This window comes from Micromonospora sp. NBRC 110009, assembly GCF_030518795.1.
Classification (GTDB): Bacteria; Actinomycetota; Actinomycetes; order Mycobacteriales; family Micromonosporaceae; genus Micromonospora.
This window is the reverse complement of record NZ_CP130427.1, coordinates 6,514,345-6,535,857: the sequence shown is the minus strand read 5'-3', so window position 1 is coordinate 6,535,857 and position 21,513 is coordinate 6,514,345. Positions and strand designations below refer to the sequence as shown.

Genomic DNA, 21,513 nt, shown 5'->3' with positions numbered 1-21,513 from the left:
CGGGCATCAGCCGTGACCCATTCCCCTGCCGTCAGCAGGCGTCTCGGCCAATTCGGGGCGGTGATCTTCGTCCTTCCAAACTGACGGTGTCCGTACGCTACTGGCGTGGCAGAGGACGAGGTGGTCTTGCGGCTCAGCCGCGACGAGGCGCTGGTTCTGTTCGAGTGGCTGTATCGCACCGACGAGATGACCAACGACTTCGCCGGCCTGGTCGAGGATCAGGCGGAGCAACGGGCGCTGTGGAATCTCACCTGCCTACTGGAACGGGAGCTGGTCGAGCCGTTTTCGCCGCGGTACGCCGAGCTGGTCGAGCAGGCACGAGCCCGGTTGCGGGATGAGGCTTGATGACCCGGCCGCGGGCCCGTTGCGTGCCCGTTGGGACGGGAGCCGAGCGTTAACGGCGGTCATCGCCTGGACGTCGCCCCCGGCACGCGGGCGCAGGTGAGTCATCCGTACAGCCAAGCCGACCGACGTCCCCGGCGACAGCCGTATGCCCCAGGGGAAGCGAGACCGGCTTGGTGACAGCAACGAATGACAGCAAAGGCGCTGAACGGACCGCCGCCGCGATGGACGACTGAAGCGCTGCAGCCTGTAGTCGCAAACCCTTCTGCACGGGGGCGGACGACCATGCCGAGGCTACGGATCAGATCTGAGCCGGAATCTTTTTCTCGTAATTCCTCGGTTGGCATCTGCCGGTGAGCTGGACCTCCACAGGCGTGGTGAGACCAAGCGGTGAGGACTTTCGTCGATCTTGGCGAACTCGGATGCGACGATAAGCTTTCTGACCAGCAGGGCGTCCGCGTCAGCCATCGCTCAGGGGCCGCTCTGACGGGCGAAACGCGGGTCGGAGGGATCGGCTGCGTCGCGGCGAGAGATTTCTCCGGGGCCGTGTCGATCCGCGGGCCGCTCGTTCGACGTGGATGCGAGGGCCGAGAGGCGGCCCCGCCGGACGAGGAGAACGCGATGCCGAAGTACCTGCTGATCATGCGGGGCACCGACGAGTCGAACGCGGCCATGATGGCCAACATCGACGAGATGATGGCCACGACCCGCCAGTTCATCGAGGAGACGGTCAAGGCTGGCGTTCTCCTCGCGGCGGAAGGGCTGGACGATCCGGGCCTGGGCGTCGTGGTCGACTTCAGCGGCGAGGCCCCGGTGGTCACGGACGGGCCGTACGGCGAGACCAAGGAACTGTTCGGGGGCTTCTTCCTGCTCGACGTCGCCTCGAAACAGGAGGCGGTCGAGTGGGCCAAGCGGGTCCCGGCGGCCCCCGGGTCCAAGATCGAGGTCCGGCGGGTGCCCGGGAGCGACGAGGTCCCGCAGGTCGACGAGTGATCGCCAAGGACTGGGCCGGGCGCGAGAGCAACGGCCAGATCTGATGGGTACGGCCGATGTCGAAGCCGTCTGGCGGATCGAGTCGGCGCGGATCGTCGCCGCGCTGACCCGGTTCACCGGCGATTTCGGGCTGGCCGAGGACGCGGCCCAGGAGGCGGTGGCCGAGGCGCTGGTGTCGTGGCCGCTCGCCGCTCCGGCGAATCCGGCCGGCTGGCTGATGGCCACGGCCCGGCGGCGGGCCATCGACGCGATCCGCCGCCGGACCGCCCTCCAGGACCGTTACGCCCTGCTGGCGGCCGACCCGGCGGTCGACGAAGAAATCGACCCCGACAAGATCGACGACGACGTCCTGGCGCTGATGTTCATCAGCTGCCACCCGGTGCTGTCCCCCGAGGTCCGAGTGGCGCTGACCCTGCGCGTGGTGGGCGGGCTTTCCAGCGAGGAGATCGCCCGCGCGTTCCTCGTACCCGTGCCGACCGTGCAGGCCCGCATCACCCGGGGCAAGAAGACGATCGCGGCGGCTGGGGTGCCGTTCGAGCTGCCGGCGGCCGGCGAGCGCCGGGAACGGCTGGGCGGCGTGCTCAGCGTCCTCTACGTGATCTTCACCGAGGGGTCGACGGCCACGTCGGGTGACCGGCTGCTGCGCCCTGAGGTCGCGTACGAGGCAATCCGGCTGGCTCGCACGCTGGCCGCGCTGCAGCCGGCCGAGCCGGAGGTGCACGGCCTGCTCGCCCTGTTGGAGCTGACGGCCGCGCGCTTCCCGGCCCGGACCGCCCCGGACGGTTCGCCGATCCTGCTCGAAGACCAGGACCGGCGGCGGTGGGACTTCTCGGCGATTCGTCGTGGGCTGGCCACGCTGGCCATGGCATCGACTCGCGGCCTCGGCCCTTACGGCCTGCAGGCCGCGATCGCCGCCGCCCACGCGTCGGCGCTCTCCGTCGAGGCGACCGACTGGGACCGGATCGTCGTCCTCTACGAGGCGCTCGGCCGAGTCGCACCTTCGCCGGTGGTGGAGCTCAACCGGGCCGTCGCGGTGGCCATGGCCTCGGGCCCGGCGCAAGCCCTGGCCATCGTGGACGAGCTGATCGCCTCGGACCGGCTCCCCGGTTCGCATTTGGTTCCGACCGTACGCGGTGAACTGCTGGCCCGGCTTGGACGGCGACCGGAGGCGCGCGCCGAGCTGGAGCTGGCGGCCCGGCTGTGCGCCAACCAGCGCGAACGCTCAGTGCTGCTGCGCAAGGCGGCCACGCTGGGCTGACTTCTCCAGCTCGGCCAGCCGGGACTCATGCGCGGCCCGGACGCCGTCGATCGCATCGGCCAGGTCGGCCGAACCCCCTGAGTACGGACAGGGGCGCGCTCCGCAGCCAGACCCGGTGGAAGTCGGTGGACACAGCGACTCTTGCCGCAAGCGCCTAACAAGCGAGCGGTCGGAAACTCGGGCACGGCAGATCGGCGTCGGTGGGGCTTGCGCTCTCGATGTAGGGCACAGTTGCGTAGACGGCCCGGCCGGGGAGCCCGCCCTCGCGCGGCTGGAGCTACGCCGAGCCGGCGGCTCGGCGACGCGACGGGGCACCGTCGCGGCGACAGGTGTCTTGGAACCCGACGGGCCGTCCCTAATTGCTCGGGCCGACGGTGATCGTGGCTGACTATCTGAGTGACGACGGTACGAGCGGCTAAGGACGTCTACGGACCCCAGGAACGGTTGCCGCCGCTAGAGCCTCCTGGCCATGCAGGTCAGCGAGCCGTGTTGGTTGCCTGGGGGTCAAGGGATCGTTGCTACCTCAGCGATGTGTTGTGCCGCAGCAGCTTGCGGAGTTCGGCTACCGTTCGCGGCGCTGCTGCGAATGGCGGGGGCTGCCTACCCTGGGCGGCATGTCACGGGTGCGTGGGTGGCTGCTGCGACGGGTTGAGCACGTGCGGGACCTTGGCTGGTTCAACGTCGTCGGGGTGGCGTTCGTCGGGTTCCTGCTACTCGTCACCGCCGCGTCGCTCTGGAACGGCATCGAGCAAATGCGGGCCCAGAGGTGGGGAGTCGACGGGACCCTGACGGTCAGCCGGTGCGCCTTCGACAAGGGGTCCAAGGTTCATGGTTGGTGGTGTGACGGGACCTTCGTCTCCACTGACGGCACACTGCGGATCAGCGACGTCGAGTACGGGAGCATGTTCGACGAGGACCCCCGCGTGGCGGGGGAGCGGCTCGACCTTGACGCTCGCGTGGTTGGGCCGGGGGCCTGGGAGGCGTGGCCACCGGGCGATGAGTGGCAGCAACCATTGATCTTTGGAATCCTTGGCCTGGTTGTGACCGGGTTGGTATTCCTGTCGTGGGTCAACCCGGATGACTCTGCGGCACCGGCATCACCGTTACCGGGCGGAGGCGGTCGCGTGGCGACGAAAATGTTGCCGCCTTCGAGGCGTATGCGTCGCCGGCGCAGGCGGCGGGGGTAGCTGTCAGTCCGTGACGTGAATGTCCCCTCGGCTGCGGTCAGGATCGTCGCAGCGCCAGACTTGCCCCATGGCGAAGAACGATGCGACCGTTGTGAAGATGGCCGATCTCTTCGACCCCGAGCCGGGCCAGTGAGAGGGCTCCGGTCAGAGGACCGACTACGCCGGCCAGGGCTCCGTGACTACATCACCGACCGGAAGCCGCCCGACCATCACGACGGGGCCCGGCTCGGGCCCGGGTAGATTTCGCGGTCGGACGGAAGCGGAGGTGGCATGGTCGAGGGGTGGCACGGCTGGATCGGTACGTTCAGGGGCGTGGCACTCATCACGGTGGCCGCACTGCCGTTGGCCGCGCTGGCGGTGTGGGCCCTGGCGCGCCGTCGGAGTGTCACCGACACCACCCCGGCGTGGCGGATGTCGCTGGCCGAGGTCGGCATGGTCTACGGGACGGTGCCGTGGGTATGGATGATCATGTTGCCGGGCGACCGGGCCGGGGCCGTCCCCGGCCGGGTGAGCCTGGTACCGCTACGGGATCTTCTCACTATTCTCGCAGGCGACCCGGTGACGGCGATGGGCCAGGTCGTCGGCAACCTTCTGGTGTTCGCGGCGCTGGGGTTCCTCGCCCCGGTGCGGTTCGCGGCGCTGAGGTCGGTGCCGCGGATCCTGGCGCTCGCTGCGGGCTGCTCGGTCCTGGTCGAGGCCGCGCAGTACGTCCTGCAGCTGGACCGCGTGTCCTCTGTGGACGACGTACTGCTCAACGCCGCCGGCGCCGGGCTGGCCGCGCTGGCGTCGCGCCGTTGGTGGCGCGCTACGGCCCGAGCGTCGTCAGACCGACCTCGATCGGCCCCGGTACCGGGACGCTGAGCCGCCCGCGGTACGCCGGTCAGCGGTCCTGGGCGGTAGCCGAGGCGTACCCGCGCCTACGACCTCATCAGAGGCGAGGCCGGGAATGCCGGAGTACAGCTTGCGTCTCTTCTCGATCTCGTCCTCCGTCAACGGCGGAGTGCCACGCGCCTATTCAGCCTTCCGCGAGTCTTGATCGCTGCCGAGTCTGCTGATTAGCTGCCGGCATGACTGAGCTCGGACCCGTTGCCTGGCCGCCTGAGCCGATCCGGACCGAGAGGCTCGTGCTCCGTGAGTCCGAGGCCCGGGACCGTTCGGCGTTCATCGAGCTGCTGGCGTCGCCAGAGGTGCACACCTACCTCGGCGGCCCCCGGCCGCGTGACGAGCTTGAGCGCGAGATGCCCGGGGCGCCCGAGCGGTGGCCCGGGAGTTTCGTCGTTGATCTCGACGGGGCGATGATCGGCCAGATCCTGCTCAGGAGAGCAACGGGGCACCGTCGTCCGGCTGCCGTGGGGAAGGCCGATCTCGGTTACCTGTTTCTGCCGCGGGCGTGGGGATTCGGGTACGCCGCCGAGGCGTGCGCGGCGGCACTCGACTGGTTCGACGGCGTCCTTCCCGGCGAGCCGGTGGTGCTCACCACCCAAACCGCCAACGTCGGCTCGATGCGCCTCGCGGCAAAGCTGGGGTTCACCGAGGTAGAGCGGTTCCAGGCCTGGGACGCCGAGCAGTGGCTCGGCATGCGGTCCCCGGTCACGCCGTCTGCATGAGCTCGTGCTCGACAGCACTGCTAGGACGGAGCCCAGCGCTGTTGAAACTCATGAACATCTCACCAGGCGGACACGGCCGAACGCCTCCAGCCCACGAGTTCTAGGGTTTGACGACCCACTGGACGTTCGTGGGGCGTCCACCGGTGCGCAGGAACTCGTGGGCTGCCTGGCGGGCCTGGGCGGCTGTGATCTCGAAGGGCTCGGCGCCGTCGGGAAGGGCGAACCATGGGTTGTCGTACGCGTATTCGGCGTCGTCGACGACCTGGTTGGCCGGGGCGGCAGGCGGTACCGGCCCCCACGCGAGTAGAAGGTCGGTTTCGGTCTCCCAGTACAGGTCGGACCGAGCTCCGTAGAAGTTGATATGCAGGGTCCGCCGGCCGTCGTCACTGACGAGAGTCACGCCCTTGGGCGGTTCGGGGCCGAGGATCGCATTGAGCTCGGCAACGTCGGCTACTGCGGTGGCGATGCTGTCAATCCAGGCCTGCACGGTGCATTCACCCGGTTCCTGATGGTGAGCTCACACGGGATGACTGAGCTTAGTGGATGACACTGTCGCTCCGAGGTGCCCAGCGCTATGGGCCTGGGGCGATGTGGCAACGCCACCTGGGATGGCATTGGGTGACGATCGGGACCGACGTTGGCGGACTGTCGCCGATGGGGTGACCACCCGCGAGATCGGCGAATACCTCGTACCTGACGCCCGCATCCGCCAGGCCGACCAACGCGTTCACACCACGCAAGCAACCTGCGGCACGTGCTCGACCGCCGGCACCGCGGGCACGAAGAACTCCTACGTCACCAAGACGGCCGACTCGACCCGGCCGCCGTCGACGTCGGCGTCTGGACGCTTCGCGACCTTCTGTGGACCGCAGTCATTGCCGCCGAGCTTGAGTGACATCCCTGGCGTGACTCCGTTGACGAGGCCGAGGATGGTGTCGGCCAGGGTGACCGAGGATTGCGAATGCGCAGCCAGGCTCGACCTGACCCAAGCTCGACGAAGCGGACCGATGAGTCCAGCGCTGGCGGGCAGTCTCTGCTATGTCCGATGTCTCCGATATCCGTAACAGGAGGAATCATGAGCACCACCGAGCGGCGAGGCCCGGTGAAGGCCGCCATCACCGTGTCACTGGACGGCTATGTCACCGGTCCCGACGATCGTGCGGGCCAGGGGCTCGGCGTCGGCGGCGAGCGACTCCACTACTGGGTGATGGGTGGGCCGTGGACCTATGAGACGGAGCGCGAACCCGGCGCCGGCATGACCGACGCGGACCGTGCGTACTTCGACGCGCTGCTCGAGGGGACGAGCGCCGGCCTGTGCGGCCGAGGCATGTACGACAGCGCCGGGGCCTGGGGCGGGCGGAATCCGTTCGGAGGCACCATGGTCGTGCTCACCCATCGCACTGCGGACCAGCCCGACCCGAGCACCGGTTTCCTCATGGTCAACGGGTTCGAGGAGGCGTTGGCGGCGGCCCGGCGGGCGGCGGGCGACAGCGGCGTCGCCATTGGCGGGGGCGCTGACATCATTCGGCAGGCGCTCGCGGCGGGGGTGGTCGACGAGCTCGGCATCACCACCGCTCCGGTCGTCCTCGGCCGGGGGAAGCGGCTCTTCGAGGGCTTCGACGGCGATATCGACCTCAAGATCCTTTCGGTCCACCACTCGCCGTACGCCGTTCATGTGCGGTACGCCGTCGTGCGCTGATCCCCGTCGTGGCGGGGAGGCCCACCCGCAGGGTATGCCGGGGTCGACGGACCGGGGGCGCGCCCGACGGCCGTCGCGGATGCTGTCGGGCCGTCGAGGCCGGCCGGGGCTCCGGGCTCGTCTCGGTCACACGGCTGCGCCGGGGCCCGGCAGCGGGTCGACGTCGTTTGCGTGCATCGGCTCGCCGCAGTGGGCACAGCGCAGGTCGACACCGCTGACCTCGCCGCACGCGTGGTGGCGGTAGAGCACTGGCGGGCCAGCCTCGCCCGCGAGCCACTTGTCTCCCCAGCCGGCCATGACCATGAGCAGGTCGACCAGCTCGGCGCCCTTCTCCGTCAGGACGTACTCGTAACGCGGTCGCCGGTCATAGGGACGGCGCTCGAGCACGCCTTGGTCGACGAGGTGGTTCAGCCGCTCGGTCAGGACCTTGCGCGAGATCCCCAGGTCGGCCTGGAGCTGCTCGAACCGGGTGAGCCCCACCCATACGTCACGCAGGATCAGCGGCGACCAGGGCTCCCCGATGACGTCGAGCGTACGCGCGATGGAGCACGCCATCTTGCTGAAGTCGGTGCGCTGCATGGAACCAGTCTAGCAATCGGGGTTCCCTCAGGGAACTGAAGTTGCTACGGTCACAGCATCTCTTGAAGGAACTCCAGGAGAGGATCACGGAGATGAGCAAGGTCTTCAGCGCCCACGCGGTGTCGGTCGACGGTTACCTCACCGGCCGCAATCCCGGCGCCGGGCGTGGGCTCGGCGACGGGACGACGCTCTTCGACTGGTACTTCGACGGCGACACGCCCAGCCAGGTGTTCGACGGGTTCAGGTTGAGCGCCCCGAGCGCCAAGGTCTTCGACGCCCTCGCCGGGCGCGTGGGCGCGGTCGTGGCAGGGCGCAACACCTACGAGGACTCCGACCATTTCGGAGGCGGCAGCCCCCATCCGACAGCCCGGCTGTTCGTCCTCAGCCACCGGCCGGCACCGGAGCTGACCGAGCGACAGACCCTCGTCACCACCGGGATCGAGGACGCGGTCGCCGCGGCCCGCGAGGCCGCCGGCGACAAGGACGTCGGCCTCATGGGCGGCGGCGTCGTGGCCGAGGCGTTGAAGGCAGGGCTCGTCGACGAGCTGGTCCTCCACCAGGTGCCGATCCTGCTCGGCGGCGGCCGGCCCTTCATCCAGTCTCTCCCCGAGCACGTGCGCCTCCGCCTCGTCGACGCCGTCCCGGCACCGGGCGTCACCCACCTCCACTACGAGGTCGAGCGATGACCCTCGCCACCGGCAAAGTCGCGTCGCTCGCCGACAACCACCGCTGGAAGCCCACCCACAACCCAAGCCAGGAGATGACTACGATGCTTGACCCCGATGTGCGCCGCGTGCTCGACGGCACCTCGATCGCCCACCTCGCCAGCGTCCTGCCCGACGGCGCCCCCCACTCCGTCCCGGTCTGGATCGGCACGCACGACGAACACGTCGTGATCCTCACCGGCCCGCGCACTCGCAAGGCCCGCAACCTGCGCCGCGACCCGCGGGTCGCGCTCTCCCTGACACCAGCCGATGATCCGTTCCGGCCGGTCATCGTCCGAGGCCGCGTCATCGAGTGGCTCGAAGGCGACGTGGCCTGGACGATCGTTGACCGGCTGGCCATCAAGTACACCGGACAGCCGTATACGTGAGGCGAAGAGCGAGTCGTTGCGGTCATCGAACCCGAGCGGCAGACGGTAGGCGTCGCATGAGCGGCAACGGCATGGGTCGTCGGCAGCGATTTGATCATGCTGGCAGGCCGGGTGGCTATCGGCCGACCATGATGGCGTCGTCAAGGCGCAGCCCGTGCTGGGGATCGGTTCGTGTCGGTCCTCGGACACAATTTAGTACATGATCCACTTGGGGTCGCCTGAGCGGATACCGATGCGGCCATCGGCCGGTAGGTCAGGCTCAGTCCCAGTTCGCGGTAGACCAATGCCTTGTCGGCGGGGTCAGCGTCGCGGAGAACGGCGGCGATGTTTCCCAGGGCCTCTACGACGCGGTGGATCTCGTCAGGGCCGCGGCGGGTGAGCGGCGCGGGAGAGCATTCCATGACCTCGAGGGGGCGCCAGCCCGGCGGCCGGTACGAGCGCCCAGGTCAGCGCTGCGGCGATGACCGTGGCGCTGAGTAGTGACGCGGTCTTGACGACAACGTCGTCGATGGTCATGCGGTCCCGGCCGGTCTGCACGGCCACCGGGTGTCGATAGCCGGGCACGCCGTATCCGACGGGCGCGTGGACGCGGGTCGTGCGCTGATGGGCGGCGGTGGCCAGTTGCCGTGCAACCCGAGCGCCACGAAGCCGCGCGCCCGACGAGTCCCGCGGGTACTTCGGCATCGGGTCGCACGACCGCAGCGTACGCGGACCGCAGCTCGCCGAGGAAGGCGTCGATCCGCGCCGAGCCGGCCGGATAGTTGGCGAGGGTCAGGCTGCCGCTGGCCTGGGTGGCGGCGCGGGCCTCACCCACCAACCCGGGCCTGCGATGAGTCCGGCCAACGCGGCCTCGTCGGGTGCGAACCAGGCGAGTAGCCCGGCTTCGCGACGCCGCCATCGGCGCACCACGCCAAGCCGGCCACGCCGACATCGCCGCCAACCGCCACCCCTCCGGCGAAGCAATCGGCCGCTGGCGCTACGGGCATCACCTGATGACCCCCCGGCGGTCAGCCAGCCGGGCGCGCCTGGTAGAGGGGCGAGCGCCGCAGGCGCCAGGCCACCACGACCATCAGAATGCCGGCCACGACCGCGTACGCGCCGATCACCCGCGCGATGGCCACCGCGCCTGCGTCGGGGCGGACGATGATGAGCACCCCGGCCAGGACGGACAGGATGCCGACCCCGGCCAGTAGTCCCCAGCCGCGCACGCGCGTCCCGGCCCAGATCTCGATGACGCCGATGACGATCGCCCAGATGCCGATCAGCACAGCCAGCGCCAACGCGGTGATCGTGGGCCACAGCAGCGTCACCAGGGCGATCGCTCCGCCGAGCAGACCCGACAGGATCAGCGGTGTCCGAGCTCTACCCGACTGACCGCGGCCGAACCCCGCCGCCAGCTGAACCGCTCCATAAACGAGCGCGTACGCACCGAACAGCAGGGCGAGGGCGAGCGCGGTCACGGAGGGCCACACCAGGGCCACTACTCCGAACACGATGGCGGCAACTCCCCGCAGGGCCAGTGCCCAGACGGCATCTCGCATCGCGTTGCTCCTCCGCGGGACGGGCCCCTCGGGCCTTCGCAACGTTCCGCCTAGAGGCTACGCACCCTTTACGCTGAATTGAGGGGAATTCTCATTTTAGCGGACGCCGAGCGGGGCCGAGCAGGTTCCGGGCCGCCGCCCCCGCGTCGCGCACGCCGGCATCGCCGTGCACGGTCACCTCTCGCAGGGTGGTTGATGTCCTCGAGGAAGACTCCCTACATGGCGCGGTCGATGGCCTGAGCCAGTGCGGCGCGCCGACGTTGATGGTGCAGTCCGGGCGGCGGGCGCCGGCGCGCAGCGCCGTCCCAACGAGTCCGATTACCAGGCCCGCGACGATCACCACCGCATGCAGGAATGTCCTGATACGCCGGCCCGCTGAGGCGCATGCGCCAGCGGCCCCGGCGAGGATGGTCGCCGGGGCCGGTGCAGGTCGGGATCAGCAGTTCACAGAGCCAGCCGGCCCGGCTGCTCCGCGAGGCGCTGACGGAGATGGAGCGCCACGGCGACCGGGACGGACGGATTCTCGCCGCAGCCCGGCTCGCCGAACTGATGGCGAAGACCCGGAGCACGGACGAAGGCTTCCGGCTGCTCGACGCCGCTTCGCCCGCACCCCATACACCGGCGGCGACGACGAGCGCCCATCATCTGGCCAGGGCGGTGCTCTGTTTCGTCGCCGGCAGGTACGAGGAGGGAGCGGCGGCCGCGCGGGCGGCGGAAACCGCAGCGCGGGCGGTGGCCGGCCCGGAGCAGTGGGGCCTGCTCGCCCGGGCGTTGGCGATGCGTGCGACGTCCCTGGGCCTGGCCGGTCGTTTCGGGGAGACGGGCCTGGTCGCGCAGCGCGCACTACCGCACGCAGAGGCGTACGGAGATCCGCAACTACTCGCCCTGGTCCTTTCGGTCCTGCGGGAAACCGCTCTTCGGTCCGGCCGGTTACGGGAGGCCATCAAAACGGGGCGGCGGGCGCTGGACCTCGCCGAGCGGTCCGGCGACCGGACGGCAACGGTCTTCGAGCGGGCGAACCTGGCCAAGCTCCACCTGTTGATGGAGGAGACGGCCGAGGCCCGGGACCTGGCGGAGACCGCGGTGCGGGAGACGGGGCCGGCGGGCCCCGGCTGGTGCGTGCCGTACGCTATGGCAGCCCTCGCCCGGGTGCGGATCCGGATGGCAGAGCCGGGTGTGGGCGCGCTGCTGGACGAGGCCGAGCGCGCGGCGCACGCGCAGGGAGACCTTCAGGCGCAGGACGAGGTGCGGTCGGTGCGGGTCGAGTTGACGCTGCAGGAGGAGCGCCCGGAGGACGCCTTGGCGCTCCTCGCAGACCGAAAGACGAGGTCGGCGCACCTGACAGCCCGCGCGTGGCTCGCATTCGGGCGCGTCCAGGAGGCCGTCGAGGTGGCGGCGGCGGAGGCGGCGCGCGCGGATCGGGCCGGGGAGCGGCTTGCGGAGACGGACGCGCGGATCGTGCATGCCGCCGCCCTCGCAGAGTTGGGCCGCGAGCGGGAGGCGGCTGACGCGTTTGGGCGGGCGGCCGCTTTGGCAGAAGCCCTTCCCTACCCGGCGGGCTCGCGCCGCCTGGCGTTGGTGCGCCGCTGATCGCGGACAGCCGAGGGCTCCGGGTCAGGGACGGTGCCGCTCGTGGCCTACTTCCGGCAGGTCGATGCGGCCGGCGAGGCCGCCAGTCCCCGCGCGGGTGTGTGGTCAACGAGCCAGCCCGGCGATGAGGTTCACCCCACCGGCCACGATCACCACGCCGAATACGTACGACAGAATGGCCTGGGAGAGCACCGTCCCCCGGACCCGGGGATCGCTGATGGCCGTGTCGGAGACTTGATAGGTCATGCCGATCGTGAAGGAGACGTAGGCCAGGTCGCGGTAGGTGGGGCGCCCTTGCACAGACTCGCCGGCGAAGTCGATGCCCCCGGCCGTTGACTGGAAGTGCAGGTCGGCGTAGCGCAGTGTGAAGACCGTGTTGATATTGGTCCACGACAGCAGGACGGTCAGGGTCGCGACGCCGATGAGCAGGATGCGCACTGAGCCGCTCTGCCGGCCGGCAAGGCTGAGTGCGAAGCCGACCCCCAGCAGGCTGGTGACGCCTGCCGCTACCAGCAGCACCGCGGCGGTTCCTCGCGTCTTGTCCACACGTGTGGCGAGCAGTTCGGTGTGCGAGGGGTCGGCTCGGATAACGATCGGCCAGATGGCGATGAGGAAGGCGAGCGCAGCGGCGTCCCAGCCCGCGACCACGGCCAGCTCCCAGGGCATGAAGGGCAGGAGTGCGAGAGCGACGATCAGCCCGATGGAGGCGACGATGGCGGCTCGGCGCAGGGCGGGGGCGTGCCAGCCCAACGAGCGGTGATACCACGTCTCCGTGGGGATACCCTTCATCGTCTGAGTGTCTCCGACCGCATCGCGTGGCGCGCTCGTGGCCCGCGCGGCCCGTCAGGCGAGCGGGCTCGACGCGAGGGCGTCGAGCGCTGCCCGCCGGCCGATTTCGATCATCTCGGTCGCGCGGTGGAACTCGTACGTCCGGACGGCTTCCGTCGGTACCTCGATCAGCACGTCCGGCGGGTAGCTGGCCAGCTGGTATCGGATGAGGAGATCCCGTACGGCTTCCAATGACAGGCTGATGACGTCGGATACGTGCAGGTTGGCGGGGAGTTGGCCAGGTCCGCCGTCATCTGTGGTGATGGTCTCCGCGGCGGCGTCCGCCGCTCCGCTGCCGTCACCGGATGGGCCGCCGCGGGAGATCAGCTGGTCGACGAGTCCGGCGGGGCCCCGCGGGTGATTCCGCCCCCCTGGTTCCGGCGGGTGGGCCGATTCCCCGGCAGCTGCCCGAGGGCGGAAATCGGCTCCGGCAGTCTTGAGGCATACGGCGACGACCGCGTCGGCCGGCATGGTGGTGGTGGGCGCCATCGGCACCGGCTCCATCAGGCCGCCATCGGCGAGTAGCCGGCCGTTGACCATGACCGGAGTGATCGCGGGTGGTAGCGCGATGGAGGCCCGCACCGCGACGTCCACCGGGCCGCGCTGGAACCACACGGCCCGGCGGGCCAACAAATCGGTCGCCACCGCCGTGAAAGGCACGGGCAGCTGTTCGATCCGTACGCCGTCGAGCAGTTCCCTGACCCGAGCCATGAGCTTCTCGGCCCGGATCGCGCCGGGCGCACCCGCCCTCGGATCCAGCAGGCGCAGCACGTCGCGTTGGCCGACGGTGCGCACCCAGTCGGCGTAGGCGTCCAGCTTGCCCGCCGCGTACAGCCCCCCGACGAGGGCGCCCATGGAGGAGCCGGCGACCGCGATGATGTCGAACCCACGCTCCTCAAGGATTTGTACCACTCCGATGTGCGCATAGCCGCGCGCCCCGCCTGCGCCGAGTGCCAGCGCGATCCGCATGTCACCACCGTCCACTGCTGCGACCAAGACGAGGCTTCGATGTCGAGGAGGTCGAGCCGCAGTCCGCTTGGCACTTCGGGCAGGCTCGCAGACACACCCGTCGGTGCTGACACTCAATCACGAAACGAAGGACCGGATATCCGTTCTCGAGACTTCCACGACCGATCGGTCTCGAGATTGCGCCTCGTCGCCTCCCCATGCTGTCCATGCTCTACAGCGGCGAGCCGATCCGCCAGCACGTCGAGTTCGGCGGCCCATTCGTCATGAACACCAAGACGGAAATCTTCCAGGCATACCAAGACTTCCACTCCGGCAAGTTTGGCTCCGTCCCGCAGCAGGCCCGCCTCGCCTACCGCTGATCACGCAGCCAGCCGCACGACTACGACCGAGGCCCGGGCGGCTTGCTGTCAGGGCCGACCAAGACAGTCTTGGAGACCGATCTCAGGCGGAGATGACCGCACTTGGCACTTCTAGAGCCTGGTCCGTTCCGGGTGCATCCCGTTGACCATCTCGTGTCCCGGCTGCCTGATGCAGTTTGACCCTGGCTGTGCTCCGCACACGGGGCATGGCCGCCAGTCCTGCACCGCGCCGGCGTCGTGCCCCAGAGTCAGGGCGATCTGACTTATCTGGTCGGCCAGTTCGTGCAGGCTCGGGTCTCGATGCCGGATGGCAGCCTGGTGAATCCTTTGAACCGTGTCTCGCGCCCGCTCCAGCGTGCGCCTCGCCGATGCGCCGGGATCAAGGGACATGCCATCGCCGGTTCCCCGCCCTGCGGGAATGAAACCCAGCTGGCTCGCTCGTGCGGCCCACGCCTGCGTCACCTGTGACCGTTGCTCTAGCCAATTCCTGCCATTGGCCGAGCAACTCGCCCAAGCAGGTGGCGGCGTCCCGGCCCGTCCGGTCAGCCGGCGGGTGGCGGGTCTCGGCACCGCGGCCGCCTGCTCTCCTGCTGCCCCGTCACCCGCCTGCTGGTCGGGGCGGCCGTCCCCCGCGCTGGTCCACCGGTGAGCGCGAGCACGGCGAAGGTCAACAGGCCGCAAGTGAGCCTGATCAGCAGATTTCCATTGACGTAGCCGGTGATGGTGCGGGCCGACTCCCGGCCGAAGCGGCGCAGCCGCTCCGCCCAGGCGCAAGATCGCGAGGATCGGAACCGTCCGGCGTCGGCTCCTCCCCCACGGTCCGTTTCGGGGCGGCGGGGGAGGGGCCTCCGGCTGGGCGGTCCGGTGTCGAATGCGAGCGGCGGACAGGGCGATGTGAGTCAGTCACAGGTGGGCAGTTGCCGGCCGGCACTGAGGACGGTGCCGTCGGGGCGGACGACGGCCACCCGGGCCCCACCTGTCCTCAGCCATTGGTGTAGCTGACTGCCGGGTTCCGCGGTGATGAGCGCTGCTCCACGCCGTTCGATGTCGGCTCGTTCGGTGGCGGACGGTTCGTGGGACGTGACGATCGCGAATCGGCCGCCGGCCACGTCGTCGAAGCGGCGGTCGCCGTCGATGATCGCGTTCGGGCACAGCCGGCCGGCGAGGGTGCGGCGCAACCGTGGCCGGATCACCAGGTCGGACCGGCGCAGCGGGGGTGTCTGGCTGTCGGTGGCCAGGTCCGTGAGGCCGGGCACGAGCTGCAGCCGCGGCGCCACCGCGCGACGGATGATGTTCCCCGCCTCGCCACCGGCTGTCATCGCGGTGCCGATGAACTTCGCCAGCTTGATCATGGCGCGGGCGTGGTGCCTGCGTTCGATCTCGTAGGTGTCGAGCACGGTCTCGGCGAGGGTCCCGTCGAGCACGCCGGCGAGTTTCCAGGCGAGGTTCATCGCGTCGCGCAGCCCGGCACACATGCCCTGGCCGATGAACGGTGGGGTGAGGTGAGCGGCGTCGCCGAGCAGGAACACCCGGCGGTCGCGCCAGCGGTCGGCGAGCTGTGCGCGGAAGGTGTACTCGGCGGCGCGGATGACTTCCAGCTCCGCGAGGGGGACGTTCCCGGTCCACCGCGAAATCAACGGGTGCAGCCGGGCCGGGTCGCGGTAGTCGTCGGCGGTCTCGCCGGGCAACAGCTGAAACTCCCAGCGGTAGCGGGTCTTCCCGACTCGCATGTACGTGCCGGCGCGGGCCGGGTCGGAGAACTGGTGCACGCCCTCCCACTGGTCGAGGTCGGCCTCGGTGACCACGTCGATGACGAGCCAGCGCTGCGTGAAGCCCAGGTCCTGCATGCTCGCGCCGATGGAGGATCTGGTGAGGCTGTTGGCGCCGTCGCACCCCAGGACGTACGCCGCGCGGACGGACTCGTGCTCGCCGGTGGCGGTGTCGGTGAACTCGACCCGCACCCCGTCGGCGTCCTGGGTCAGCGCGGTGACCTCGGCGTTGCCGCGCAGGGTAGCGAATTGGTACCGGGCCAGATTCCCGCGGAGGATCGCCTCGAGTTCCGGTTGGTCGAACAGGCTCCCCTGGGGGTAGCCGTGCCGGCCCTCCGCGACGTCGCGCCGGAACTCGGCCAACACCCGCATGTCCCGGTCGAGGAGGCGCAGACCCAGGTGCGGCCGGGAGATCGCGGCGAACTCGTCCCGGAGCCCGAGGCGGGCCAGGATGCGGTGGACCTCGTCGTCGAGGGCGACGGCGCGGGGCTGGGGATAGATCGACTCCCAGCGCTCGAGGATCAGGCACTCGACGCCGTACTGGGCGAGCAGCGTCGCGGCGGTGAGCCCGGTGGGGCCCGCGCCGACGATCACCACCGGAGCCGTCTTCATCGGACCGCCGCGAGATGGAGGACGAGGTAGGCGGCGACGAGGAGTCCGCAGACGACGGCGGGGGCGTACTTCTGCGGGCCGTCACCCTTGCGCAGGTGGACGACGAGGGCTCCGGCGAGCAGGAGCAGCAGCCCGGCGCCGGCGAGGGTGCCGATCAGCGGCTCGATCAGGCCGAGGAGGAGCCCGATCGCCCCGGCGACCTCGAGCAGGCCGATGCGGCGGTAGGCGGCGACGGAGAAACCGGCCTCGGCGGCCCGTTCGCGCATGGGTTGCACGGCGAGGATCTTGGCCGTGCCGAGGGCGAGGAAGATCAGGGCGAGCAGCACCGCGAGGATGGCCGCAGCGAGCGTCATGACGTGACCACCAATCGCCATTCAATGGCGTAACGGCCCAAAATGGCCTTGACGGCCGCCTGGTCGGCGGAGGGAAGAACGGTGACGGCAGCCACAATGGAGCCGCCCTCGATCGTGGCGTCGACGTGGTGGACCCCTGGGACCTGGTCGAGTGCGCCGCGGACTTCCCGGCGAATCGCGTCCCTGCGCAGCGCGACCTTGTAGAGCTTGCCCACTGCGGTGACGGGCAGCTCGTCGAGGACTGTCACGGTCTTGGGCGCGGCGGTACGGTCCGGCACCCGTTCGCTCGCCCAGTCGCGCAGCTCATCTTCGGTCACCGTGGCGCCGGACGCGAGGGTGACGTAGGCGACGGGTACCTCACCGGCGTGGACGTCGGGGCGCCCGACTGCGCTGGCCGCGGTGACCTGCGGGTGGGCAAGCAACGCGTCCTCGATGGTGGCGGGGTCGATGTTGTGCCCGCCGCGGATGATCAGGTCCTTGGCCCGGCCGGCGAGGTGGATGAAGCCCTCCTCGTCGATGCGCGCCAGATCGCCGGTGTCGAGCCAGCCGTCGACCAGCTTGCCCAGTCCGTCCAGAACCGGGCCGTTGTCGTCCCGATCGGTGACGTAGCCGGGGAAGACCGTCGGGCCGCTGATCGCCAGCAGACCCAGCTCGCCGACGGGCACGTCTTCCCACGTGCCGTCCGTGCTGATCACCCGCACCCCCTGGTAGGGCAGGCGCTGGCCGACCGAGCCGGGCCGCGACACATCGGGAAAGGTGCGCGCGCTCGCGCACGTCGCCTCGGTCAGCCCGTAGCCCTCGGTCAGGGTGATCCCGGTGCGGGCCTGAAAGTTGTCGCGGACCGCGGCGGGCAGCGGCGAGGCCCCCACCAACGGAACCCGCAGGCTGCTGATGTCAGCGTCAACCGGGATCTGCGCCAGCGCGGCGTACACCGTGGGCACGGCGCTCATGGCGGCGATCCGATAGTGCTCCACGATCTTCCAGAACGAGCCGTACAGCGCGGGATCGCGGTAGCCGAGCGGACCGGCCCACAGCGCGGTCTGCCCCTTGAACAGGGGCGTGAGCAGGGTGACCACGAGAGCGTTCACGTGGAACAGCGGAAGGGCGGCGAAGACCACGCTCTCCTGATCGAACAGGGAGCTGGCGGCCAGCATCCACGCGTCGCCGACCTCGTTGCCGTGCGTGTGCGCGGCCAGCTTCGGGGCGCCGGTGGTCCCGCCGGTGTGGAACATCGCGGCCAGGTCGGAGGATCGAGGCAGGTCATCGCCGAAGGCGGCGGGATCCTGGGCCGCGGCGAGGTCGCCGAGGTAGCCGACGCGTACGCCGTCGATGGCAGGCAGCGGCTGGGGCGTACCCGTCGCCCTGGTCGGCCGGAGCACGAGGATCGCGTCGAGCAGGCCGTCGCGGGCGAGCGCCTGCGCGGTGTCCCAGGTGGCGGGTGCGAGCTCGGGCCCGGCCGTGACCAGCACGTGGGCACCGGAGCGCCGGAGGAGCTCGGCGAGGTGCTGCCGCGACAGTCCACTGTTCAGCGGTGCCGCGATCCCGGCGAGCTGCGCGGCCAGCGTCGCGGTGATCAGATCGGCGCAGTTGGGCGACATCAGGGCAACCGCGTCACCCCGCCGGACGCCGAGGTCGTGGAGCAGGTTCGCGGCCCGGTGGACGTCCGCCAGGAGTTCGGCGAAGGTGCGGCGCAGCGGCTCCCGCCAGCGGCCGGCATCCGGCAGGACGGTGAGCGCCGTACGGCCCGGCCAGCACGTCGCCGCTCGCGAGAGCAGCGCGTACGTCGACTCGGGCAGGCCCCGCGCCTCGAGCGGAACGGCCTCGATGGCGGCCAGGTCGGCGGGCGTGGCGTAGTCCGGCCACAGCAGGTCCTCGGTCATCCGGCGTACCTCACGACCGTGCGCTGCCGGCCCAGGTCGATCGCGCCGTCGTCGGTCGCGACGGTGGCCTCGACGACGTCGCCGTCCTGGAGGTACTTGGGGTTCTGAACCTGGCCCTTGAAGAACATCTTCCACTTCACCGCTGGCGGGAGCAGCGAGACGAGGAACATGACCGGCTTCGGCGGCGCGCTGAGGGCGGTCCCGACTGGCGTGCCGGTCAGCAGCAGATCACCCGGGTCGATCCGCTGGAAGCGGGTCAGCGCCTGCACCGCCTGCACCGGCGTGTAGATCATGTCGGTGGCGAGCATGTCCTGCCGGCGTTCGCCGTTGACCCACAGCTTCAGCCGCAGGTCGGTGAACCGCTTGAGTTCGTCGGCGTCGAGCAGCACCAGCGCGGGGCCGACCGGGGTGAAGGTCGGGTAGGACTTGGCCTCGTAGAACTGGGTCTGCGGAAGCTGGACGTCGCGTGCCGAGACGTCGTTGGTGACGACCAGGCCTGCGACGTAGTCGGCGAGGTTGTCCTCGGTGACCGAAGTGCCGACCGGCATCTCCCGACCGAAGACCAGCCCGATCTCCACCTCGTAGTCCAGCAGCCGCACGTGGCCGGGCCGGACGACGTCGGCGAACGGCCCGCTGATCGAGCCCGAGGTCTTTCGGAAGAACGTCAGAGGGATGGTTTCGGGGTTGCCGTTGGTGTCCTTGACGTGCGAGGCGAAGTTCGTCATCTGGGCGACGACGCGGCAGGGCGCCGTCACCGGGGAGACCAGCGCAAGGTCGTCCACCGGAACGGTGTCGCTGCTCGCCGCGGCCGCGGCGATCGCCGGCCGGTCGGCCAGGAGTTCGGCCGTGGTGGTGGCGCTGGTGTGCACCTTGGCGGCACCGGCAGGGGTGAGCACCCACCAGGCGTCGGCGGTGCGCAGGACGGAGGTGCTCATGAGGTAAACGCTTTCATCAGGCCGCGCAGGCGGGGGAGGTCGAATTCGTTGTCCTCGCGCAGGGCGCCGATGACCGCGCGCAGCTCGCGAAGCGATTCCCGGCCGGGTCTCATGCCGAGAAAGTCCTTGGTGGCGGGCGGACCCCACTGGGCGAGCCCGGAGGCCGTCATCGGTGCCCAGCCCGGCTCGAGGGTGCAGTCGAACAGGTCGCCGTCGGTGAAGTGCTCGACCAGGAAGTCGTCCGGGTCGCGCCAGTAGTCGAAGATCTGGCTGCCCTGGATGTGTCGGCCGATTCCCCAGGACCGCTGGTAGCCGCGGTCGAGCAGGTGTTCCCCGCCGGCGGCCAGCGAGTCGAGGTCGGGGACCTGGTAGGCGGAGTGCACGTACCGGTTGGCCGGGCCGAGGGTCATCGCGAGGGTGTGATGGTCGGTGGGCGTGCTGCCGCGGTCGCAGCGGATGAAGCTCATGACCGGACCGCGCTCGCGCTGTCCCTGGTGGTAGAGGAAGTCGCTGACGATCAGGCCCAGGTGCTCGAGGTACCAGTTGAGCGTCTCCAGGTACCGGGTCGTCTGCAGTACGACGTGGCCGAGCCGCTGCACCTTGGCCGGCTCCCGCGGCGGCCGCTGGGTGGCATTCGTCCGCGCCACGTCGTGCCCGACGTTGAAGGTCAGTGGCTGCTGGGTGGGCAGTGCGGGGAGCTCGTGCGTGTCGGCGACGACGCGTACCCGCACCCCGCTCGGGTCGACCAGATCCACCGTCACCCCGCCGAGGCTCTCCGGCAGGGCGGCCATCGTCCTGCCGGTCGTGTCCGCGAGGCGCAGCACGTCCTTCGGGTCGGCAGCCTGGAAGGCGGGGCCGACGAATCTTGACCGGGGGCCGCGGCGGATGAGTACGCAGGGCGAACCGGGGTCGGTGCCCCGCAGGTGCAGCTCGTCATCGGTGCGCAGCGACGTCGTGAAGCCGAAGGCTTGGGCGAACAGCTCGGCCCGCTCAAGATCGGGCTTCTGGAACTCCAGCCATGCGAGGTCGTGCACCTTCACGATCGGGATGCGCCCCCTGCCCGGGTGCTCGCCCGGCAGGGCGCCCTGCTCGCTGTGCAGACCGGTGTGCGGGTCCTGCCGGTCGATCATGTCCCGCTCCTTTCCATGTGATGACGAAATCGTCACTTACGAGGCTAACCTCAGTCAAGGTCGGTGACGATTTCGTCATCTCTGAGGCCCGTCTTGGTTAGAGTGGGTGCAGACCGACCTGGGAGAGGTGATCGAGCCGGCATGGAGCAGCAGATCAGGCACGCCGCGAACCGCCTGGAACGACGGAAAGCCCGCACCCGCTTTGCTCTTGTTCGGGCAGCCCAGGCCTTCCTCGCCGCCGGAAAGGTGAATGTCCCGATCCTCGAGCTCACCCAGGCCGCGGACGTGGGGATGGGCTCGTTCTACAACCACTTCAACAGCCGGGAGCAGCTCTTCCAGGCTGCGGTGGAGGACGCGCTCGACCGCTACGGTGCTCTCCTCGACGAGCTGACCGTCGGCCTGGACGACCCGGCCCACGTCTTCGCGCAGAGTTTCCGGCTGACCGGACGCCTCCACCGCCGGAATCCCGAGCTGAGCAAGGTCCTGCTCAACAACGGCCTGGCTCTGGCCGGCTCAGACCGGGGGCTCGCGCCGCGAGCCCGGCGCGACATCGGAGACGGCGTCCGTGCCGGCCGGTTCCGCGTGCGCGACCCCGAGTTGGCGATGGTGATCGTGGCCGGCGCCGCGCTGTGCCTCGGGCAACTGCTGCACGACCACCCCGAGCGTGACGACGCCGCAGCCACCGACCAGGTCACCGAGGACGTGCTGCGCACGCTCGGCCTACCGCCCGACGAGGCTCACGAGATCTGCCAGCGCCCGCTGCCCGACCTCGACGGCCATCGCCCGTAG

General features: G+C 70.0%; 24 protein-coding genes. 12 read left to right on the top strand and 12 right to left on the bottom strand.

Annotated elements, in window-relative coordinates:
• The first annotated feature begins 105 nt into the window (after positions 1 to 105).
• From Q2K19_RS30805 to Q2K19_RS30780, 6 genes are all read left to right on the top strand, one after another.
• Positions 106 to 345, top strand: coding sequence for a hypothetical protein (locus tag Q2K19_RS30805; RefSeq protein ID WP_302765761.1), 240 nt, complete (start codon positions 106 to 108; stop codon positions 343 to 345).
• 618 nt (positions 346 to 963) lie between these two features.
• Positions 964 to 1,335 (top strand): YciI family protein, encoded by a 372-nt coding sequence (locus tag Q2K19_RS30800; RefSeq protein WP_302765760.1) that lies wholly within the window; start codon positions 964 to 966, stop codon positions 1,333 to 1,335.
• A gap of 43 nt (positions 1,336 to 1,378) precedes the next feature.
• Positions 1,379 to 2,593: an RNA polymerase sigma factor gene (locus tag Q2K19_RS30795; RefSeq protein ID WP_302765759.1), complete on the top strand. Its 1,215-nt coding sequence runs from the start codon at positions 1,379 to 1,381 to the stop codon at positions 2,591 to 2,593.
• A gap of 614 nt (positions 2,594 to 3,207) precedes the next feature.
• Positions 3,208 to 3,780, top strand: a complete 573-nt coding sequence (locus Q2K19_RS30790; protein ID WP_302765758.1) for a hypothetical protein — start codon at positions 3,208 to 3,210, stop codon at positions 3,778 to 3,780.
• A 270-nt stretch (positions 3,781 to 4,050) separates the two neighbouring features.
• Complete coding sequence (locus tag Q2K19_RS30785; RefSeq protein ID WP_302765757.1) at positions 4,051 to 4,641, top strand: VanZ family protein; 591 nt, start codon at positions 4,051 to 4,053, stop codon at positions 4,639 to 4,641.
• 206 nt (positions 4,642 to 4,847) lie between these two features.
• Complete coding sequence (locus tag Q2K19_RS30780) at positions 4,848 to 5,387, top strand: GNAT family N-acetyltransferase (protein WP_302765756.1); 540 nt, start codon at positions 4,848 to 4,850, stop codon at positions 5,385 to 5,387.
• A gap of 100 nt (positions 5,388 to 5,487) precedes the next feature.
• Here the strand turns inward: Q2K19_RS30780 and Q2K19_RS30775 are convergent, their stop codons facing one another.
• Complete coding sequence (locus Q2K19_RS30775; protein ID WP_302765755.1) at positions 5,488 to 5,874, bottom strand: Imm1 family immunity protein; 387 nt, start codon at positions 5,872 to 5,874, stop codon at positions 5,488 to 5,490.
• Between the two features lie 588 nt (positions 5,875 to 6,462).
• Here Q2K19_RS30775 and Q2K19_RS30770 point away from each other — a divergent pair.
• Positions 6,463 to 7,086, top strand: coding sequence for a dihydrofolate reductase family protein (locus tag Q2K19_RS30770; RefSeq protein WP_302765754.1), 624 nt, complete (start codon positions 6,463 to 6,465; stop codon positions 7,084 to 7,086).
• Positions 7,087 to 7,212: 126 nt separating this feature from the next.
• On the opposite strand, the gene Q2K19_RS30765 is transcribed toward Q2K19_RS30770, so the two are convergent.
• A complete protein-coding gene (locus Q2K19_RS30765) occupies positions 7,213 to 7,665 on the bottom strand; it encodes a winged helix-turn-helix transcriptional regulator (protein ID WP_302765753.1) in 453 nt (150 codons plus the stop codon).
• Positions 7,666 to 7,757: 92 nt separating this feature from the next.
• On the opposite strand from Q2K19_RS30765, the gene Q2K19_RS30760 reads away from it, so the two are divergent.
• Both Q2K19_RS30760 and Q2K19_RS30755 read left to right on the top strand, forming a co-directional pair.
• A complete protein-coding gene (locus Q2K19_RS30760; RefSeq protein ID WP_302765751.1) occupies positions 7,758 to 8,351 on the top strand; it encodes a dihydrofolate reductase family protein in 594 nt (197 codons plus the stop codon).
• On the top strand, positions 8,348 to 8,758 hold the full coding sequence (locus tag Q2K19_RS30755; RefSeq protein ID WP_302765750.1) for a TIGR03618 family F420-dependent PPOX class oxidoreductase: 411 nt from the start codon (positions 8,348 to 8,350) through the stop codon (positions 8,756 to 8,758). The genes Q2K19_RS30760 and Q2K19_RS30755 overlap by 4 nt, the downstream gene beginning before the upstream one ends.
• Before the next feature lie 360 nt (positions 8,759 to 9,118).
• Here Q2K19_RS30755 and Q2K19_RS30750 read toward each other — a convergent pair whose 3' ends face one another.
• Positions 9,119 to 9,301: a Bax inhibitor-1/YccA family membrane protein gene (locus Q2K19_RS30750; protein WP_302765748.1), complete on the bottom strand. Its 183-nt coding sequence runs from the start codon at positions 9,299 to 9,301 to the stop codon at positions 9,119 to 9,121.
• Between the two features lie 464 nt (positions 9,302 to 9,765).
• A complete protein-coding gene (locus Q2K19_RS30745) occupies positions 9,766 to 10,299 on the bottom strand; it encodes an HdeD family acid-resistance protein (RefSeq protein ID WP_302765746.1) in 534 nt (177 codons plus the stop codon).
• 423 nt (positions 10,300 to 10,722) lie between these two features.
• Between Q2K19_RS30745 and Q2K19_RS30740 the strand changes: the two genes are divergently transcribed.
• A complete protein-coding gene (locus tag Q2K19_RS30740; protein ID WP_302765744.1) occupies positions 10,723 to 11,889 on the top strand; it encodes an ATP-binding protein in 1,167 nt (388 codons plus the stop codon).
• A 105-nt stretch (positions 11,890 to 11,994) separates the two neighbouring features.
• On the opposite strand, the gene Q2K19_RS30735 is transcribed toward Q2K19_RS30740, so the two are convergent.
• Together Q2K19_RS30735 and Q2K19_RS30730 are read right to left on the bottom strand one after the other, a co-directional pair.
• Positions 11,995 to 12,678, bottom strand: coding sequence for a DUF1345 domain-containing protein (locus Q2K19_RS30735; protein ID WP_302765743.1), 684 nt, complete (start codon positions 12,676 to 12,678; stop codon positions 11,995 to 11,997).
• A 54-nt stretch (positions 12,679 to 12,732) separates the two neighbouring features.
• Positions 12,733 to 13,686 carry a patatin-like phospholipase family protein gene (locus Q2K19_RS30730; protein WP_302765742.1) on the bottom strand — a complete coding sequence of 318 codons (954 nt, stop codon included), beginning with the start codon at positions 13,684 to 13,686 and terminating at the stop codon, positions 12,733 to 12,735.
• Between the two features lie 197 nt (positions 13,687 to 13,883).
• Here Q2K19_RS30730 and Q2K19_RS30725 point away from each other — a divergent pair, with 197 nt between their 5' ends.
• Positions 13,884 to 14,045 carry a pirin-like C-terminal cupin domain-containing protein gene (locus Q2K19_RS30725; protein ID WP_302765741.1) on the top strand — a complete coding sequence of 54 codons (162 nt, stop codon included), beginning with the start codon at positions 13,884 to 13,886 and terminating at the stop codon, positions 14,043 to 14,045.
• 111 nt (positions 14,046 to 14,156) lie between these two features.
• Here Q2K19_RS30725 and Q2K19_RS33580 read toward each other — a convergent pair whose 3' ends face one another.
• From Q2K19_RS33580 to Q2K19_RS30700, 6 genes are all read right to left on the bottom strand, one after another.
• The gene (locus Q2K19_RS33580; protein WP_446839741.1) at positions 14,157 to 14,435 is read right to left on the bottom strand and encodes a zinc finger domain-containing protein; all 279 of its coding nucleotides are present in this window, start codon (positions 14,433 to 14,435) and stop codon (positions 14,157 to 14,159) included.
• Between the two features lie 509 nt (positions 14,436 to 14,944).
• Complete coding sequence (mhpA, locus tag Q2K19_RS30720; RefSeq protein WP_302765740.1) at positions 14,945 to 16,426, bottom strand: bifunctional 3-(3-hydroxy-phenyl)propionate/3-hydroxycinnamic acid hydroxylase MhpA; 1,482 nt, start codon at positions 16,424 to 16,426, stop codon at positions 14,945 to 14,947.
• Positions 16,423 to 16,779: a DoxX family protein gene (locus Q2K19_RS30715; RefSeq protein ID WP_302765738.1), complete on the bottom strand. Its 357-nt coding sequence runs from the start codon at positions 16,777 to 16,779 to the stop codon at positions 16,423 to 16,425. Before Q2K19_RS30715 ends, mhpA begins: the two co-directional genes overlap by 4 nt.
• A complete protein-coding gene (locus Q2K19_RS30710; RefSeq protein ID WP_302765737.1) occupies positions 16,776 to 18,659 on the bottom strand; it encodes an acyl-CoA synthetase in 1,884 nt (627 codons plus the stop codon). The genes Q2K19_RS30715 and Q2K19_RS30710 overlap by 4 nt, the downstream gene beginning before the upstream one ends.
• Positions 18,656 to 19,594: a fumarylacetoacetate hydrolase family protein gene (locus tag Q2K19_RS30705; RefSeq protein ID WP_302765736.1), complete on the bottom strand. Its 939-nt coding sequence runs from the start codon at positions 19,592 to 19,594 to the stop codon at positions 18,656 to 18,658. The genes Q2K19_RS30710 and Q2K19_RS30705 overlap by 4 nt, the downstream gene beginning before the upstream one ends.
• Positions 19,591 to 20,724 carry a VOC family protein gene (locus Q2K19_RS30700; RefSeq protein ID WP_302765735.1) on the bottom strand — a complete coding sequence of 378 codons (1,134 nt, stop codon included), beginning with the start codon at positions 20,722 to 20,724 and terminating at the stop codon, positions 19,591 to 19,593. Before Q2K19_RS30700 ends, Q2K19_RS30705 begins: the two co-directional genes overlap by 4 nt.
• Before the next feature lie 141 nt (positions 20,725 to 20,865).
• Between Q2K19_RS30700 and Q2K19_RS30695 the strand changes: the two genes are divergently transcribed.
• A complete protein-coding gene (locus Q2K19_RS30695; protein WP_302765734.1) occupies positions 20,866 to 21,513 on the top strand; it encodes a TetR/AcrR family transcriptional regulator in 648 nt (215 codons plus the stop codon).

Coding starts and splice junctions, on each gene's coding strand:
- Q2K19_RS30800 (WP_302765760.1), top strand. CDS start 964: ATGCCGAAGTACCTGCTGATCATGCGGGGCACCGACGAGTCGAACGCG.
- Q2K19_RS30795 (WP_302765759.1), top strand. CDS start 1,379: ATGGGTACGGCCGATGTCGAAGCCGTCTGGCGGATCGAGTCGGCGCGG.
- Q2K19_RS30790 (WP_302765758.1), top strand. CDS start 3,208: ATGTCACGGGTGCGTGGGTGGCTGCTGCGACGGGTTGAGCACGTGCGG.
- Q2K19_RS30785 (WP_302765757.1), top strand. CDS start 4,051: ATGGTCGAGGGGTGGCACGGCTGGATCGGTACGTTCAGGGGCGTGGCA.
- Q2K19_RS30780 (WP_302765756.1), top strand. CDS start 4,848: ATGACTGAGCTCGGACCCGTTGCCTGGCCGCCTGAGCCGATCCGGACC.
- Q2K19_RS30770 (WP_302765754.1), top strand. CDS start 6,463: ATGAGCACCACCGAGCGGCGAGGCCCGGTGAAGGCCGCCATCACCGTG.
- Q2K19_RS30765 (WP_302765753.1), bottom strand. CDS start 7,665: ATGCAGCGCACCGACTTCAGCAAGATGGCGTGCTCCATCGCGCGTACG.
- Q2K19_RS30760 (WP_302765751.1), top strand. CDS start 7,758: ATGAGCAAGGTCTTCAGCGCCCACGCGGTGTCGGTCGACGGTTACCTC.
- Q2K19_RS30755 (WP_302765750.1), top strand. CDS start 8,348: ATGACCCTCGCCACCGGCAAAGTCGCGTCGCTCGCCGACAACCACCGC.
- Q2K19_RS30745 (WP_302765746.1), bottom strand. CDS start 10,299: ATGCGAGATGCCGTCTGGGCACTGGCCCTGCGGGGAGTTGCCGCCATC.
- Q2K19_RS30735 (WP_302765743.1), bottom strand. CDS start 12,678: ATGAAGGGTATCCCCACGGAGACGTGGTATCACCGCTCGTTGGGCTGG.
- Q2K19_RS30730 (WP_302765742.1), bottom strand. CDS start 13,686: ATGCGGATCGCGCTGGCACTCGGCGCAGGCGGGGCGCGCGGCTATGCG.
- Q2K19_RS30725 (WP_302765741.1), top strand. CDS start 13,884: ATGCTGTCCATGCTCTACAGCGGCGAGCCGATCCGCCAGCACGTCGAG.
- Q2K19_RS33580 (WP_446839741.1), bottom strand. CDS start 14,435: ATGTCCCTTGATCCCGGCGCATCGGCGAGGCGCACGCTGGAGCGGGCG.
- mhpA (WP_302765740.1), bottom strand. CDS start 16,426: ATGAAGACGGCTCCGGTGGTGATCGTCGGCGCGGGCCCCACCGGGCTC.
- Q2K19_RS30715 (WP_302765738.1), bottom strand. CDS start 16,779: ATGACGCTCGCTGCGGCCATCCTCGCGGTGCTGCTCGCCCTGATCTTC.
- Q2K19_RS30710 (WP_302765737.1), bottom strand. CDS start 18,659: ATGACCGAGGACCTGCTGTGGCCGGACTACGCCACGCCCGCCGACCTG.
- Q2K19_RS30705 (WP_302765736.1), bottom strand. CDS start 19,594: ATGAGCACCTCCGTCCTGCGCACCGCCGACGCCTGGTGGGTGCTCACC.
- Q2K19_RS30700 (WP_302765735.1), bottom strand. CDS start 20,724: ATGATCGACCGGCAGGACCCGCACACCGGTCTGCACAGCGAGCAGGGC.
- Q2K19_RS30695 (WP_302765734.1), top strand. CDS start 20,866: ATGGAGCAGCAGATCAGGCACGCCGCGAACCGCCTGGAACGACGGAAA.